Consider the following 15,693-nt stretch of genomic DNA (forward strand, 5'->3'; position numbering starts at 1 on the left):
AGTAAATCCGTTATTTAATTTTTTGTAAGTAATACCCTTAGGTATATAAAAATTCTGCCCAAAAAATTGGGCAGAATTTAAAAACATAAAAAGAAAACTTACTATAAAAAATGTTTTTGAAAAATTTATGTTCATTATAAAAACTTCTTTTAATTCTTATTCGTAGAAGAAAGAGTAAATGGTTGTGTCTCCTTTATCATTAAAACCACCTCCTACATTTGTTCTTACTATTGTTGAAATATTTCCTTCTTCATCAGTTTCATAGGTAAATGCTGGTTCTAGTAAATAAGTACTACTGTAAGATGGGTCTGTAGGAACTGTTTTAGTCATTAAATACTTATTTACAAAAATATCTTGCATCATTTGGAATAAAACACTTGAGCCATTCTCAAAGAAAGGAGGTAAGCCTTCTGTATAGGTAGGTACTAGTACAGGATCGTAATCTTCTCTATGTTGTCTTCTAACCGTATTGCTAGAGATATAGCTGTCTCTTTGCCAAAAATCTCCGTAAACACTTTCACCTAAGTTAAAAGGATCACTATAATAAATGTTTTCTACAATAGAAGTTGTTGAAAAAGACAACACATTTCCACTTCCATCGTATATGAAGTTGTTAGCTAATGTTGTTGTTTCTTCTGTAGCAATATTTCCAAACTCATCGTAATCTATTTCATTCTGGTCGATACTAATAATTTGTTTAGTACCTTCTATATAGGTTATATTAGTTACATATTCTCTTGTGTATAAGCCTTCACTATCAATGTTTTTATAGGTTGTCTTAGTAACCATATCTAAATCATTATATTCGAAGTCTGTACGATAATTTCTACCTGTATTAGACCAAAGGAAATCGAAACCAGTTATTCGCTCTTTTTCGTCGTAATCAGGTACAATTTTAATAAGTATGTTAGAGCTATTTAACATGTTTATTAAAATAGGTTTTTTAACCGTTTCACTTTTGCGAACATTGATGGTAGTTGTAGATTCTTGCCCCTTATCATCGGTGATAACAATATCAATTGGATACTCAAGACTAGGATCTAAATTACCAAAAAAGATCAATGCTTTTAAAGGCATTTCGTGTAATGGGTTATCAGGACTAGCAGTAAAGCTATATTGTTCTTGTCCATCAAAAAGAACTTTTACTGTATTAATAGTGTTTAATCCTGTTGATATTAAACCCTTTACATTGTATGCAGGTGCTGCAACAGCAATGTTTTGTCCACCTACTAATTTGATTTCAGGAAAAGAGAAAGCCTTTACAGCTATTCTAATACCTTGGTTAAAACTACGTTTATCAGTATCAAGTACTTTTACAATATAGTTTAAAACGGTATCTTTAACAAAAGGAGTTAAATCTACACGATAATTAAAATCAAAGTTTTTATTGCCATTATATTCGTTAATTTCTTTAATTAAAGAATAGTCTGTAGCATCAATTAAGTCGATTCTTTGTACACCGTTAGGTACATTCATTTTCATTTTTATGTCATAAAAATCGGCAGTATCTCTACGAATTTCTATACGTTGATCTTCGATTTCAAAACCTGGATCTGGAAAACGCGGGTCATCTTGACATGACTGAAAAATCATTCCAGCAAAGACTACCGCAAATAATATATATATAATGTTTTTTTGCATGATTTTGGTTTTTATTAGTTAAGTACCGATAATTCTGGATTGATAGCGATTAAATCAACTCCTAAACCTGTTAAAAGGTCGTAAAGTGCTTTTAGGTTATCTTGAATTTTTTGTGGAAATGCTGAAATTTCATCAGCATCTCTAAACATTAACTCGTTTAAATAACTTCTTACATCTTGGTCCTTACCACTAATGAATTCATAAGAAGGACGAATAGCTTTAGTATGCCTTATTCTAGTGGGTAATCGGTTACCATCTTCGTCGTAATATTGATTGTAACTTCTTAATCCGCTAGAACCATTGTAGAAATATTGAGCATCAATAAATCCTTTAGAATAAAACCAGTTTTTATCTATTACATCTACTCTTTTTTCTTCACCAAGATTTTGTTCTTCTCTGTAAATAGGTTCCATTTCTTGATTATAGTACACATCTTTACCAGCAAAGAAAGAATTAGGTAATCTATCACCTAATTTATGTGTGCTTATAATTCTACTTAAAAAAATGTAGAAATTATCTTTAGTGTACTCGTCTTCATCGCCGTCAATTTCGTTAAGATTTAAACCAAATACGATTGAATGATCATTGTATATGGTTCTTTGACCATATTGAGCAGTAGATTTATAGCGTTCTTCAGAAGTTGTTAAAACGTCTCCAGTATTACCAACGATTAAGGATTCGCTAAATACTGACTCGCTAATAAGTACTTTAGGAGGCATTAGCGTAGCAATTTCTCCATTAGGATCAAAATAGCTAAATAGAGAAGTGTTTAAAAACTCAATAGCAGTATTTACATATTGTTTGTAACTCATACCTACTGAAACAGATGGATCGGCAAACAAGGTTTTTATTTGAGGAATTTCAACCCCACCCCATAGTTCAGCTTGGGTTGATGAGGAAGCTACATAGGCAAAATCTAAAACATTATCGTATTCATATAATACACCTACATTAAAATCTGCATATAATTTCTTAATGGTAGGATTTGATAAATCTAATTGAGATTCAACTCTGTCTTTGTCTGAGTTAGACGGTGATAAAGGAGCTTCTGAACTGTCGCACGATGCTACTGTAAGTCCCAGTAAAACCATGCATAATAAAATATATTTTTTCATGTTGATTAAATGTTTATTGCTTCATCTATTACAGGGATCTTTTCGTAACGCTCATTGTTTCTAATAAGCGGATTGTTTTGTCTTTCCTTGATAGGAATAGGAAGCGTATAGTTTAAATCATTTGGTAATAAGGTATAGGTTTCTGTACCCGTTTTTAAACCGTTGTTTTCAACTAATGTAAATACATGTTTAATTTCAGGTCTGTTTTCCATTCTTCGTAAATCGAACCATCTGTGGTGATCTTCAAAACAGAACTCTTTTCTACGTTCGTTTAAAACGAATGTTAAAACATCGTCTGCGGCTGATGGATATGTAACACCTGAAACATTCGAATAACGAGCATTGTGTAACTCTTTAATATCATTAATGGCATTTGCTACATCTGATTTTTGAGCATATGCTTCGGCTCTGTTCAAGTAAGCTTCAGACACTCTGAAGTTTGCAAAACCTAAATCAGTAAAAAGTCCTGGTTCGTGCTTTTTTGTTCTGTAGGTGTTTTTACCTGTTCCATCATCTACAGTAGCAAAAAATGCTTGTTTACGAATATCATTATCATCGTAAAGGTCTACTAACTCGTTGTTCACAATATATGGTGAGTCATCAAGAGTAGTTCCTGAAGTATAAAGACTAAAAACAGGATTTATCGTGTAGTAAGAATATAAAACTTCTTCGTTACCTTGTGTAATAAAAGGGCTAGCCGTAGACATTTTTGATAAACTTCCCGAATTGATAACTTCGTTAGAGTATTTAATTACATCATCCCATTTTTCTTGGTATAATTTTACTCTCGACATTAAAAGATTACAGGCGGCAATATTAGGGTGCCACTTACTCTTTGTCATATTACTAGCAGTTAAGTTTTCTAAGGCTAATAAAAGATCTTTTTCTATTAAAGCATATCCTTCTTCTACAGTATTTCTGTTATAAGTAGCTTCTACACCAATATCATCTCTTAAGGGAACTCCTAACTCAACATTTGCAGTTGAAGGATTAAAAGGTTGTCCGTATAGGTTAAGTAAGTTGAAGTAAGATAATGCTCTTATAAAATAAGCTTCACCTTTAATAAAGTTGATCTCTTCTTGTTCTCCAAGAGCTTCATCAATCAACTCAATAACATAGTTAGCAATAGCAATATCTTCATACATGTTTTCCCAAGCACCGTTTGTATTTATAGTTTTACCATTTTCATCAATTTCTATTTCACGTTGCCATGTATAAGTGGTTTTGTAATCAAACTTGGCTGAAGTATAGGCTTTAGGGTCTTCTACAACATCATCTGTCATATGATAAACAGATTTGAATAGAGGATATGCATAATTGAATTCGTGCAACATTAAAGCTGCATAATGATCTGTTTTTTCAGGAACTAATTTATCTTGATCTACTTCTTCAAGAAAATCGCTACATCCCAAAAAAGTGAATATCGATAGTATAAAAAGTATTTTTTTCATCTTGTAAGTTTTAGAATGACATGTTTAAACTCAAACTGTAAGTAGGCGAAGTTGGTAATCCAATTCCTGAAACTTGATCAGGGTCTTGTCCTTTCAGTTTTTTATCAAAGGCTACGAAACCAAGGTTGCTTCCTTGTACACTTAAGTTAAGGTTTTTAATGCCTGCGGCTTCTATAAACTCAGAAGGTACATTGTAAGATAGTGTTAACGATTGAAAACGGATGTGACTTGCATCAACAACTCTTTCATCACTATTATCGTACATCCACCAAGCACTAGCTCCTGTAGGAATTACTTTATCAACATTGGTAGCGTAAATTCTATCTACACCATTAGCAGAAGTACTAGAGGTATAAATTAATGTATGGTTAGAAAGCGCTGGGATGTTAGTAAAGTTTTCATCTCCTGGTTGTCTCCATCTGTCATTAAAGTCAGAGTGCATGTTTTCATAAGGTAAAGGTAAATTTTGATTACCGTTATATAGTCCTAATAACCTTGTTTTGTGTCCTAATTTATAAGTAAAGTTAGCTGAGAAGGTAAAGTTACCCGATTTAACTTGTGTTCCAAAGCCTCCATAGTATAAAGGTGTTCTACTTCCTTCATACACTAATGCCTTTTGTAATTGCTCTTCAGCAGACATTCCTTCTTCTACTAAGTGTTTAAAAGTAGGTAACCCTTCTTCTGATAAACCATCAAATTGATAAGAGAAGAAACCGCTTGTAGGGAATCCAGATCTGTAGATACTTCCTCTTAAGTAGTCGTAAATAGTTAAGTTATTTTGAGCACCGTCTTCAAACCCGCTTAATACTCTATCTCGATCAAAAGAGAAGTTAAAATGTGTACTCCAAGATACGTTATCGTTTTTTAGATTAATGGTTCTAACAGCGAATTCAAAACTGTTAACATCTTTACTACCTGAGTTATACATTTGTACAGCTGTACCATTAACTAACGATACAGGGCGACCTTGTAATAAATCGGTACTTTTTGAGTATGAATAATCTAAAGCACCACTAACACGTCCTTTAAAAAGGCTATAGTTTAACCCTAAGTTAAGAGTTTCAGTTTTTTCCCAGCGTAAATTTGCGTTAGGGAAAGTAGTTAATTGTGCTGTGTTTTCTGGATAATAAGTAGCATTGTTTTTACCATAGTTAGAAATAATTAAATACGGGCTTGCATTAGGCATTGTACCTCTTACACCATAAGAAGCTCTTAAAGCTAATTCATCAATACTATCAAGATTGTCCATGAATTTTTCATTGTGAACATTCCAACGAGTAGAAGCAGACCAAGTAGGTTTAAACTTGTATCGCTCGTATTGACCGAAAGTATTCGACCCGTCACTTCTAATATTAAAGTTAAGCACATAACGACTGTTGTATACATAGTTGAAGATTCCGAACCAAGAAAGACTGTTTTGAACGCGATCCGTAATTCTAGGATATACAGATAAATTACCATCAGACGTAAGCCAATTTATCATATTGTCATAATCGTAGTTTTCAAAATCTAAACCAGAATTACCTAAACCTCTTAAAGCTCCAATATCTGGAAGAGCAATAAAACCTCTTCCTTGATAGTGGTTGTAACCAGGAACTGTAAATCCAGTAGCTCCCCAGTAATTCGTAGAACGTGCTTCTTGTCCTAAGTTTATGTTTACAGAGTGTTTATTAGCAAATGTCTTATTGAAGTTTAATTGGTTTGTTATAGCATAGGTGTCTTGACTAACCATACCTCCGTTATAAACACCTCCGAAAGGAACCATTCCTTTTAAATCTACATGCTCTTGTACTAAATCTTCAAAAGCATCGTAGGTACGTAACTTAGCTGTGTAGTAAGAATCTTCTGTAATCCATTCTTCGGTAAGGTTGGTAGTGTTTCTATAACTTGCCTGACTTCTAAAACGGAAGTTGTCAAGGAAGTTCCAACGTAATGCTGCGGAAATAGAAAAATCTTTGTTGGTAATATTCTTTTCAGAATTGTCCATTTCATTCAATACATTGTATCTACCGTAGGTAATGTTTGAACCATCGGCATATACCTCCTTGTTTTGAAAGAAATATTCACCATTTTCATCATAAATAGGAACAGTTCTACTAGTGTAGTATGCTTCGTTAAATGTGTTTATAGAACCGTGGTTGTACTGTCCTTTTTGAACAGCTCCACTAAATTTAAGAGATAACAACACATTGTCTCTAATATCAAGATCAACGTTAGAGCGTGCAGTAATACGGTTTAATGATACGTTTTTTTCTGTACCTTTTTGGTCGTCATACCCTAAAGAAAAATAATAACGAGCATTTTCACCTCCACCAGAAGCGCTTACAGAGTGCTTTTGAGTAAAAGAGTTACGGTATAATTCTCCAAACCAATCACTATTTAAAGTTTCTAAGTAGTTAACCTGATTTTTAAATTGATTATAATTATAAGTACCATCCCATAAGTTCATTAAGGCACCTTCATACCCTAATCTGTCAACATTATCATAAAACCCTGTATACCCTAGGTTACGTTCGTACATTTCTCTAGAAACATCGATACGTTCTTTAGAGTTCATTAATTTAAAATCTTTGTAACGAGGGGCTTGAATAAAACTAAACCCGCTAGAGTAGTTTAAAACAGGTTTTCCTTGTTTTCCTCTTTTGGTTGTAATAACAATAACACCATTAGCAGCTCGAGTTCCGTAAATAGCAGTTGCCGAAGCATCTTTTAAAATATCAATTTTGGCAATATCAGTTGGATTAATACCAGTAAGGGCATTACCAATAACGTTGATGTTGTCAAAACTGTTAATTTCTTGAGCGCTTAAAGGAACAGGATCTTCATAAATAACCCCGTCAATAACCCAAAGTGGACTTTGGTTTCCTGTAAAAGTACTTCCTCCACGAATTCTAATTTTAGCAGCTGCTCCAGGAGTAGAACTTAAATTAGTAACTAATAACCCTGTAGACTTTCCTTCTAGCATTTTATCAACACTAATAGCACCAACAATATCAAGTTGTTCAGCTTCAACAGAAGCAATAGAGCTTGTTAGTTCTCTTTTGTCTACCTGTTGATAACCAGTAATAACTACTTCGCTTAATTCAAAGGCATCTGGATCTAATTTTACAATCAAATTAGAAGAACCTTGAAAGGTTACTTCTTTACTGGCAAACCCTAAGAAAGAAAAAACTAAAGTTCCTGTTTCTTTTGGAACTGAAAGTTTAAAGTTACCATCAAAGTCAGTAGCAGTCCCTAGGCGGCTATTTTTTAGCATTATACTAACTCCAGGAATAGGACTATTAGTCTCTGAATCGATTACTTTACCTGTAATTGTAGAACTTTTTTGCTTTTCGTCTACAATAACAATTACGCCATCTACCATGGTATACGACATTTTTGTGTTTTTTAAAACGTCGTTTAAAATTTCTTTAACTGTAGCACCTTGTTTGCGTATAGTTAAATTATCTAGTTTAGAAATTTTTTCTTCATTGAAGAAAAAACTATAATCTGTTTGTTTTCGAATTTCATTAAATAATTCGGTGAAACTAACATTGGTTAAGTTAAGATTCACACGTTTTGATTGTGAATAATTCGAGGCGCTGAGTGTAAGCACAGCACAGAAGAATAAAATAAAGGACAGCCTCATAAGTTAATCTTTGTTTTTAATCTTTTCAGTACGCTGAAAAGAGGTTAATAAAACATCATTTTCCATTTTCTTTAGCTTATCAATAATTTTTTGATAAATATTAAAGCCTGCGCAAGCTTTAAAGAGTAAGTAATTGTTTTTTTAATTACTTGGATACATGTATTATTTTGTTGTTTTCTATTTTAATTTTAACAGACATTTCGACTTCAATAACTTTTAAGATGTTGCTCATGTTATTGTAGCGAGGTAAGTCGCCTGTAAATCGAATATCTTTAATGCTTTCATTATCTATTATTACGGTAACATCATACCATCTAGCTATTTTTGTAAAGAAAGTTTCTAACGATTCATTTTTAAATGAAAAACGCCCTTCTTTCCAAGCGATATAAGGGTATGGGTCAACTGTTCGTTTTCTTGTTTTCTTAGAGTTTTTGTTTAAGGTCAACTGTTCATTAGGAAGTAAAAAGTTTTCCTTTACTACTTCATTATTATCTAAAGAAGTTGTTTTAACCTTACCTTCAACAAGTGTAGTAATAGTGTTAAGGTCGTCTGTATAAGCAGAGATGTTAAATTCTGTACCTAATACAGTAATATCTTGATTTTCTGTAGCAACCACAAAAGGCATTTCTTTGTTCGGAGTAACATCGAAATAAGCCTCACCTTTCAATAGAACTTTTCTTTCTTTACCAGTAAATGGAACAGAATACGTCAGTTCTGAATCAGAGTTTAACCATACTTTTGTGCCGTCTGATAAAACTAATTGATATTCAGCACCTCTAGGTACTCTTAGCGTATTAGTTTTAGATATTATTTCAGCTTGTTTTTCAGAATCATTATAAGCTAAGAGTCCGTTTTCGTTTTTAGCAGTAATTGTACCTTCTGAAATATTTGTATTAATAGAATCTTGTAGTTTAACCGTTTCACCAGTAGATAAAACAAGTTCAGCTTGTGGAGTACCAGGATTAATGTTTACTTCTTTTGCAGTTTGATATTTTTTACCATTAGAAGTGTTAAAAAATAAGTTTAAGCTAAAGCCTAAAATAAAGATGGCGGCTATAGAAGCAGACCACTTTAAAACCTTCATTTTAATAACTTTACTTTTATCAGCAGAAGTAGTTTTTGTATTTTTTAAAAAAAGCTCCCACTGCTCAGAAGTATCTAAACTTTGAACTTTAGCTTGCCATGTCTTAAAGGCTTCTGGGTTTAAAATATCTTCTTCTACTTTTTTGTTATAAGGATCAGATTCCCATTGCTGTAAATCACTTTTTTGTTCTTTAGTTAAAGAATCTAGCACTTTGCCAGCTAGTAGGTTAGAGTATTCAATTTGTTTCTTAATTTTCTTCACTATGCTCTTATTTATGTAAACAATAATGTTACTTTAAAAGTAAGACGCTAGTTTTGAGAGAGGGGGTGACAAAAATGTTAAAAAAAATGAAAAAAACTTGCAAATAAAGCTGAAACAAACTGATTTCCAAGCTTTTCTCTAAGTAGCTTGTAAGCTCTTTTTTTAACAGTTTTAACGGTGTTGATAGAAATATTAAGCTCTTCAGCTATGTCTTGATTTCTATATCCTTTAAGTGTTAGGTTAACTACTTGTTGTGATTGTGGAGAAAGTTCTTTGATAGCTTCGTGTAAAAGATTGTAAGTTTCTTCTCTTAAAACTTCATTTAAAAATTCTTTTTCAACTAAAATATAAGCTTCATCTAAAGTAGTACGACTTAACTTTTTTTCTTTTCTAAGTTGACTTATGCATGCATTTCTAACAAGCACGTATAGGTATGCCTTTAGGGAGTTTTCATCTGTAAAATCTTCTTTATCTTTTTCCCACAGTTTAACAAAAGCTTCTTGAGCAATATCTTTTCCTTTTCCATCACTTTTTAAAATATTAGAAGCTAAGATACACATAGAAGGAAACAGACGCTCAAATATAGCTTTGAACTCCTTACTGTTGTATTGAATGATTTTACCAGATACTTTCATCTATTTTCTTGTTAGCATCTTATACTGCGTATACTTTTTTAAAATAAAAGTACAAGATTTATAGAAAGAGATTAATGATATATTAATTACCCCTTAACATTAACATAAAATTACTGCAAGTTTAATAAAGTTATGTTTAATAACATATAAACTTGTTAAATTTATTTAGAGCTGTAACAAAAAACAAGAATTTGTTATAATTCTTTATTTATGTAATGATTGTCTATGATAAAGATAAGAGATAATTAAACATATAAAAAGAGTCTGGTGTTATATGTTTTTGATTTTTAAACTCTAAGGGAGAAAAGTCTAAAAGCACCTTAAAATTTAAGGTGCTTTTGAGTTGTATTATTTTTTGAAGTTGGTAATTCCTTCTTCAAGCCAGTTGAAATATTCATCTGCATCTGGCATGTATCCTACAGGATCTGATATGTTTGATTCATCGTGATTCATCAATACATAAAACGGTTGTGAGTTGGCTTTGTACTTAATGGTTTGTAGCTCACTCCACTTTTGTCCGATGTACTTTAATTTCTTTCCTGGATTCAATTTCGATTCTACGACTTCATCATCCTTTAACGGGCGCTTGTCATCTACATACAAAGAAATTAACACTACCTTGTTTTTAAGAACGTCTAACACCTTTGGTTTTACCCATACGTTTTGTTCCATTTTTCTACAGTTTACACAAGCGTGTCCTGTAAAATCTAACATAACCGGTTTGCCTACTTTTTTTGCATAAGCTAACCCTTTGTCATAATCATGAAATGATATGATATCGTGTGGAGGCATTAAATGCGCTCCTTCTGGTAAAGCTTCGTGATTGTCTTGTTGAACACTCGCTGTTCCCTTTTTTGTAAATCCTACTCCATAAGGTGATTCGCTATAATGTTGTGGTGGTGGGAAAGCACTAATTAAGTTTAGTGGTGCCCCCCAGAGTCCTGGAATCATATAAATAGTAAAGGATAAAACAATCAATCCTAAACTTAATCTTCCTACAGAAATATGACTAATTGGACTATCGTGTGGTAATTGTATTTTTCCGAAGAGATAAAAAGCCAATGCTCCGAAAATAGCTATCCAAATAGCGATAAACACTTCTCTTTCTAATAAATGTAATTGCAATACTAAATCAGCATTCGATAAAAATTTAAATGCTAAAGCTAATTCTAAGAATCCTAAAACTACTTTCACAGTATTTAACCAACCTCCTGATTTAGGTAATGAGTTTAACCATCCTGGGAAAGCTGCAAACAACGCAAATGGCAATGCAATTGCTGATGAGAATCCTAACATTCCTACAATAGGAGCAATTCCTCCTTTTGAGGCTGCTTCTACCAGTAAAGTTCCTACAATAGGCCCTGTACATGAAAACGATACAATTGCTAAGGCTAATGCCATAAAGAAGATTCCTATTAAACCTCCTCTGTCTGCTTGTGAGTCTACTTTGGTTGCCCATGAACTTGGTAAAGTAATTTCAAAAGCTCCTAAGAACGATACTGCAAAAATTACCAAGATTAAGAAAAACACTAGGTTAAACCATACATTGGTTGATAATGCATTTAATGCATCTGCTCCAAATACTGCAGTTACTACCGATCCTAATAATACGTAGATTCCGATAATTGATAATCCGTAGATAATCGCATTTCGAATCCCTTGTGATTTGCTTTTACTTTGTTTGGTAAAAAAGCTTACCGTCATTGGTATCATTGGGAATACACATGGAGTTAATAGTGCTGCAAATCCTGATAAAAAGGCGATGAAGAAAATTCCTAAAAGACCTTTCTTTTCTTCCTTTTTCGGTTCTTTTGAAGCTACTTCGCCTGTTGTTTTTGCTTCTTTTGCTGTATCAGCAGAAGCTGTTACTGCGGTAGCTTTCGTTAAATCGAAAGCTAAGTCTACTTCTTTTGGAGGCAAACACATTTCATCAGTACAAGCAATAAACTCAACAAACGCGTTAATTTGACTTACGCTAGTATCTACCAGTTCTATTTCTTGTTTAAAAACTGCTTTTTTAGCAAAGGATTTTATATTCATTCCTTCTTCACCAAAAAGTGTTGTAAACTTAATTTTTCCTTCAGGTTCTGAAGTGTTTCCTACAATTTTAATTTTTCCTCCCTCATCATCATAGGTAAAGGTCGTTGGAATTGGACCGCCTTTCGGAACTTCTTGTGCATACAAATGCCATTCGCCCTCAATCGTTGCCGTACTTACTAAATTATACGTTGTTTCTGAAACCTTTTCGACACTTGTTTTCCATTGAATTGGATCGTGGATTTGACCAAGAGCCGAAAATCCAACAGTAAAACAAAGCAAAAATGCTAGTATTTTTTTCATCATGTTAATGGGGTAAGAGGATTAATTTACGTTGAAAACTAATTCTACTTCTTTAGGAGGTAAGCAGTTTTCACCTGTACAAACCATATATTCAACAGCTCCTTTAACCGTGAACTTTTCTGCAGTTTTTAAACGAATTTTTTGAGTAAAAACAGCTTTGGTATCAAAGTATTTAATTTTCATTTCAAAAATAGGGTCGTCAATTACATGTCCTTCTGGTTCTGTTGTGTTTCCTTTTTTTAAGTAACGAGAATCTCCCTCAAAAGTAAATAAGGTAGGAATTGGTCCGCCTTTTGGAATTTCTTGCGAATACAAGTGCCAATCTTTTTGAATCGTAGCAACGGCAATTAATTCTGCTTCTTTATCGGAAATCTTTTTTACTGAAGTACTCCATTTTACAGGATCGTGTACCTGTGCGTAAGAAATACTACCGATGGCCAACAACAAGATAAAAAGTATTTTTTTCATAAAATGTATTTTAAATTAAGTGATTTACTTAGGTGATTACATTTATAAGACGTGCTTTTTTATAAAAAGGGTGACATTACCTATATAAAATGGTAGGTTTTTAGTAGAGTCATCTAAAAATGAAGAGGTGTTGAATATCTCTTGCAGGGTTATTTTGTATTTTTATACTGTTATTATTTACAGTTATTTTCGCTGTAACAAAATCTTACCAAAATAGATGAAAGTATCAAGTACTACCGAAGCAGAATTACAAGAGCGCATTAAAGAGCTAACATGCCTTTACAAGGTGACTTCTTTAATAATAAATGCAGATCTTGAGCAGATAGATGTTACTTTAAAAGCAATTGCCTATAGTTTAAAAAAGGCACTCCAATTTCCTAAATATACGGAAGTAGTTATTGAAATAGAAGGGAATATTATAGAAAAGAAATCGATAAAGGATAGTATTTGTATTATTTCGAGTGATATTCCTGTGTTTAATTTACCCAAAGGTAAAATTGAAGCACATATAAAGGGTAAAGAATTTAAAGAGAATTTATATTTAAAAGAAGAACAAGAATTATTTGATTCGGTAGCTATAAAAATTGGCGGACTTTTAGAACGAATAGAGATAAAGAAAAACGAGCTATCGATGAGGCGTAAGATGGAGCATGCAGATCGATTGTCTATTTTGGGAGAATTAACTGCAGGAATAGCTCATGAGTTGAATACTCCGTTAGCCAATATTTTAGGTTTTTCAGAATTATTAAAGGCAGATTTAAAAGAAAATAACAAGGCACTTCAAGATGTAGAAAAAATTATTCAAAGTGCGATTTTCTCAAGAGAGGTCGTTAAAAAGTTGATGTACTTTGCTTGTGAAATGCCTCATGAAATGAAACAAGTAAACATTGTTCCCAGTATAAAAGACGCCATAGATTTATTAGACGCTACATTTAGAAAACATGAGGTAAAATATATTGTAAAAGTTGAAGATGAAGAACTATTATTGAGGGCTGATACGGTGCAGTTAACACAAATAATTTTTAACCTGACGATTAATGCAATTTATTTTTCTCCTAAAAATGGGTTAGTTGTTATTGAAACTTTTCAAACAGATAAAGAAGTAGTTCTTAGAATTTCTGATGAAGGAAAAGGACTTACGCCAGAAGCTCTCGAAAAAGTATTTCAACCTTTTTTTACGACCAAACCAACAGGAGAAGGTACTGGTTTAGGGTTAAGTGTTGTACACGGAATTGTATCGAGTCATAAAGGAACGATAACAGCGAAAAATGGCAGCGAAAAAGGTGCTATCTTTGAAGTAAGGTTACCAAAATAGAAGAAATGCAACTAAAAAAAGAAAATATACTGATAGTAGATGATGACGTTCATATTTTAGAATTGTTGCACAGGCATTTACAATCCTGGAACTATCATACCTATAAAGCAGTTTCTGTAAAAGAAGCAGTAGCAATTTTAAGAGATACATCAATAGATTTATTGATTACCGATTTAAAAATGCCTGAGGTTGATGGTTTTGAACTTGTAAAGTTTGTTTCTGAACATTATCCGAAATTACCTAAACTTATTGTAACAGGATATCCTTCTGTACAAGATTCTCTTGAAGCGATTAAATCTGGAGTGGTAGCTTATTTAACTAAGCCTTTTACGAAAAGTGAGTTAAAAGAGGCGATGGATGATGCCTTGAAAAAGTCGAGAACTACACAAGATTCTACTACTCAAAAAAAGGAGCATAAAGAATTTTATGGAGACATGATAGGAGCTTCTGAAAAAATTAATGAAATATTTCAGATAATCGATCGTGTTAAAAATAACAAAGCAACAGTCTCTATCAAAGGAGAAAGTGGGACGGGAAAAGAATTGGTAGCAAGGGCAATACATTATGAAGGAAGGTTTTCAAAAGAACCCTATATCGCTGTAAACTGTGGTGCTATACCAGAAAACCTGTTAGAGTCTGAATTGTTCGGATATGTAAAAGGTGCTTTTACGGGAGCAGATAAAAATAGAGAAGGTTTTTTTCAGGCAGCGAATGGAGGAACTATTTTTTTAGATGAGATAGGAAATGCTTCGTTAAATGTACAAGCTAAATTGTTAAGAGCACTTCAAGAAAAAGAAGTAGTAAAAGTAGGAGCCCAAAAGGCAGAAAAAGTTGATGTTAGAATCATTGCAGCAACAAACAATAATTTAAAAGAAATGATTCAAGAAGGTTCTTTTAGAGAAGACTTATTTTACAGACTAACAGTAGTTGAAATAGAGGTACCTCCATTAAGAGAACGAAAAGAAGATATTTCAATGTTGGCTGAAAAGTTTCTTTTTAAATACGGAGTTGAGTATAAAGACAGGTTTGTAAAGATGAGTCCGAAAGCTTTAGATGTCTTATTGCGTTATGATTGGCCAGGAAATATTAGAGAGTTGGAAAATATTATACAACGTGCTGTGATAATGTGTGATAGGGTAGTAGAGGTAGAGCATTTACCAGAATCATTAAAATATAATGTCAACTTTTCAGAAGAAGGATTAATCTCTTTAAGAGAAATGGAAAAACGTCATATACAAAATGTTTTAAACGCTACTAATAATAATAAAACACAAGCCGCAAAAATTCTTCAAATAGATCGTAAAACCTTACGAGAAAAACTTAAAGAATAAGAATTTAATTTCTTGAGACTTTTTTACTCACCTGAGGAAAAATTACCCGCTTTAAATTTCACTATAAATTTTATTGAGTATTTCAAGCCCTTTAAAATAAAGGGATTTTTTCATTTTTGTGTTTTTTGGCACATTTAACGGCATATCATTTGCCATTAATGGAACAGAAATAAAACGTAACAATTTTATGAATGCAAATCCTTTCAATATTTGTCCTTCGTGTGAATATTTAAACACATGTGTATTGACTAAATCAAAAGAAAAAGTTTGGTCATGTAGTGAATATAATGAGGTAAAATGTAACGAAGAAGTTCAGAAGGAAGTAATAGCTGAAAAACAAGAGGTAGAATTTGTGTAAAAAACAAAATAATAAAGTTAAAGACTCAGTAACAGTTTTTACTTTTGCAGCCTCAAAAAACAGACT

General features: G+C 32.6%; 11 protein-coding genes. 3 read left to right on the top strand and 8 right to left on the bottom strand.

The features are described from left to right. Positions 1–156 precede the first annotated feature (156 nt). The 8 genes from ACKTSU_RS03160 to ACKTSU_RS03195 form a co-directional block, all read right to left on the bottom strand. Positions 157–1,641: a hypothetical protein gene (locus ACKTSU_RS03160; protein ID WP_408034912.1), complete on the bottom strand. Its 1,485-nt coding sequence runs from the start codon at positions 1,639–1,641 to the stop codon at positions 157–159. A 14-nt stretch (positions 1,642–1,655) separates the two neighbouring features. Beyond that, on the bottom strand, positions 1,656–2,756 hold the full coding sequence (locus tag ACKTSU_RS03165; RefSeq protein ID WP_408034913.1) for a hypothetical protein: 1,101 nt from the start codon (positions 2,754–2,756) through the stop codon (positions 1,656–1,658). 5 nt (positions 2,757–2,761) lie between these two features. Beyond that, positions 2,762–4,207 carry a RagB/SusD family nutrient uptake outer membrane protein gene (locus tag ACKTSU_RS03170; protein WP_408034914.1) on the bottom strand — a complete coding sequence of 482 codons (1,446 nt, stop codon included), beginning with the start codon at positions 4,205–4,207 and terminating at the stop codon, positions 2,762–2,764. Positions 4,208–4,217: 10 nt separating this feature from the next. Next, positions 4,218–7,760 (bottom strand): SusC/RagA family TonB-linked outer membrane protein, encoded by a 3,543-nt coding sequence (locus tag ACKTSU_RS03175; protein ID WP_408034915.1) that lies wholly within the window; start codon positions 7,758–7,760, stop codon positions 4,218–4,220. A 220-nt stretch (positions 7,761–7,980) separates the two neighbouring features. Further along, on the bottom strand, positions 7,981–9,180 hold the full coding sequence (locus ACKTSU_RS03180) for a FecR family protein (protein ID WP_408034916.1): 1,200 nt from the start codon (positions 9,178–9,180) through the stop codon (positions 7,981–7,983). A gap of 77 nt (positions 9,181–9,257) precedes the next feature. Further along, complete coding sequence (locus tag ACKTSU_RS03185) at positions 9,258–9,815, bottom strand: RNA polymerase sigma factor (protein WP_408034917.1); 558 nt, start codon at positions 9,813–9,815, stop codon at positions 9,258–9,260. Positions 9,816–10,163: 348 nt separating this feature from the next. Beyond that, the gene (locus ACKTSU_RS03190) at positions 10,164–12,155 is read right to left on the bottom strand and encodes a protein-disulfide reductase DsbD family protein (protein ID WP_408034918.1); all 1,992 of its coding nucleotides are present in this window, start codon (positions 12,153–12,155) and stop codon (positions 10,164–10,166) included. A gap of 21 nt (positions 12,156–12,176) precedes the next feature. Further along, positions 12,177–12,623: a protein-disulfide reductase DsbD domain-containing protein gene (locus ACKTSU_RS03195; RefSeq protein WP_408034919.1), complete on the bottom strand. Its 447-nt coding sequence runs from the start codon at positions 12,621–12,623 to the stop codon at positions 12,177–12,179. A gap of 217 nt (positions 12,624–12,840) precedes the next feature. Here ACKTSU_RS03195 and ACKTSU_RS03200 point away from each other — a divergent pair, with 217 nt between their 5' ends. From ACKTSU_RS03200 to ACKTSU_RS03210, 3 genes are all read left to right on the top strand, one after another. Continuing rightward, on the top strand, positions 12,841–13,938 hold the full coding sequence (locus tag ACKTSU_RS03200) for a sensor histidine kinase (RefSeq protein ID WP_408034920.1): 1,098 nt from the start codon (positions 12,841–12,843) through the stop codon (positions 13,936–13,938). A gap of 5 nt (positions 13,939–13,943) precedes the next feature. Beyond that, positions 13,944–15,269 (top strand): sigma-54-dependent transcriptional regulator, encoded by a 1,326-nt coding sequence (locus ACKTSU_RS03205; RefSeq protein WP_408034921.1) that lies wholly within the window; start codon positions 13,944–13,946, stop codon positions 15,267–15,269. 187 nt (positions 15,270–15,456) lie between these two features. Continuing rightward, positions 15,457–15,627, top strand: a complete 171-nt coding sequence (locus tag ACKTSU_RS03210) for a hypothetical protein (RefSeq protein ID WP_408034922.1) — start codon at positions 15,457–15,459, stop codon at positions 15,625–15,627. Positions 15,628–15,693 lie beyond the last annotated feature (66 nt).

The organism is Tenacibaculum aestuarii (genome assembly GCF_964510395.1).
GTDB lineage: Bacteria > Bacteroidota > Bacteroidia > Flavobacteriales > Flavobacteriaceae > Polaribacter > Polaribacter aestuarii.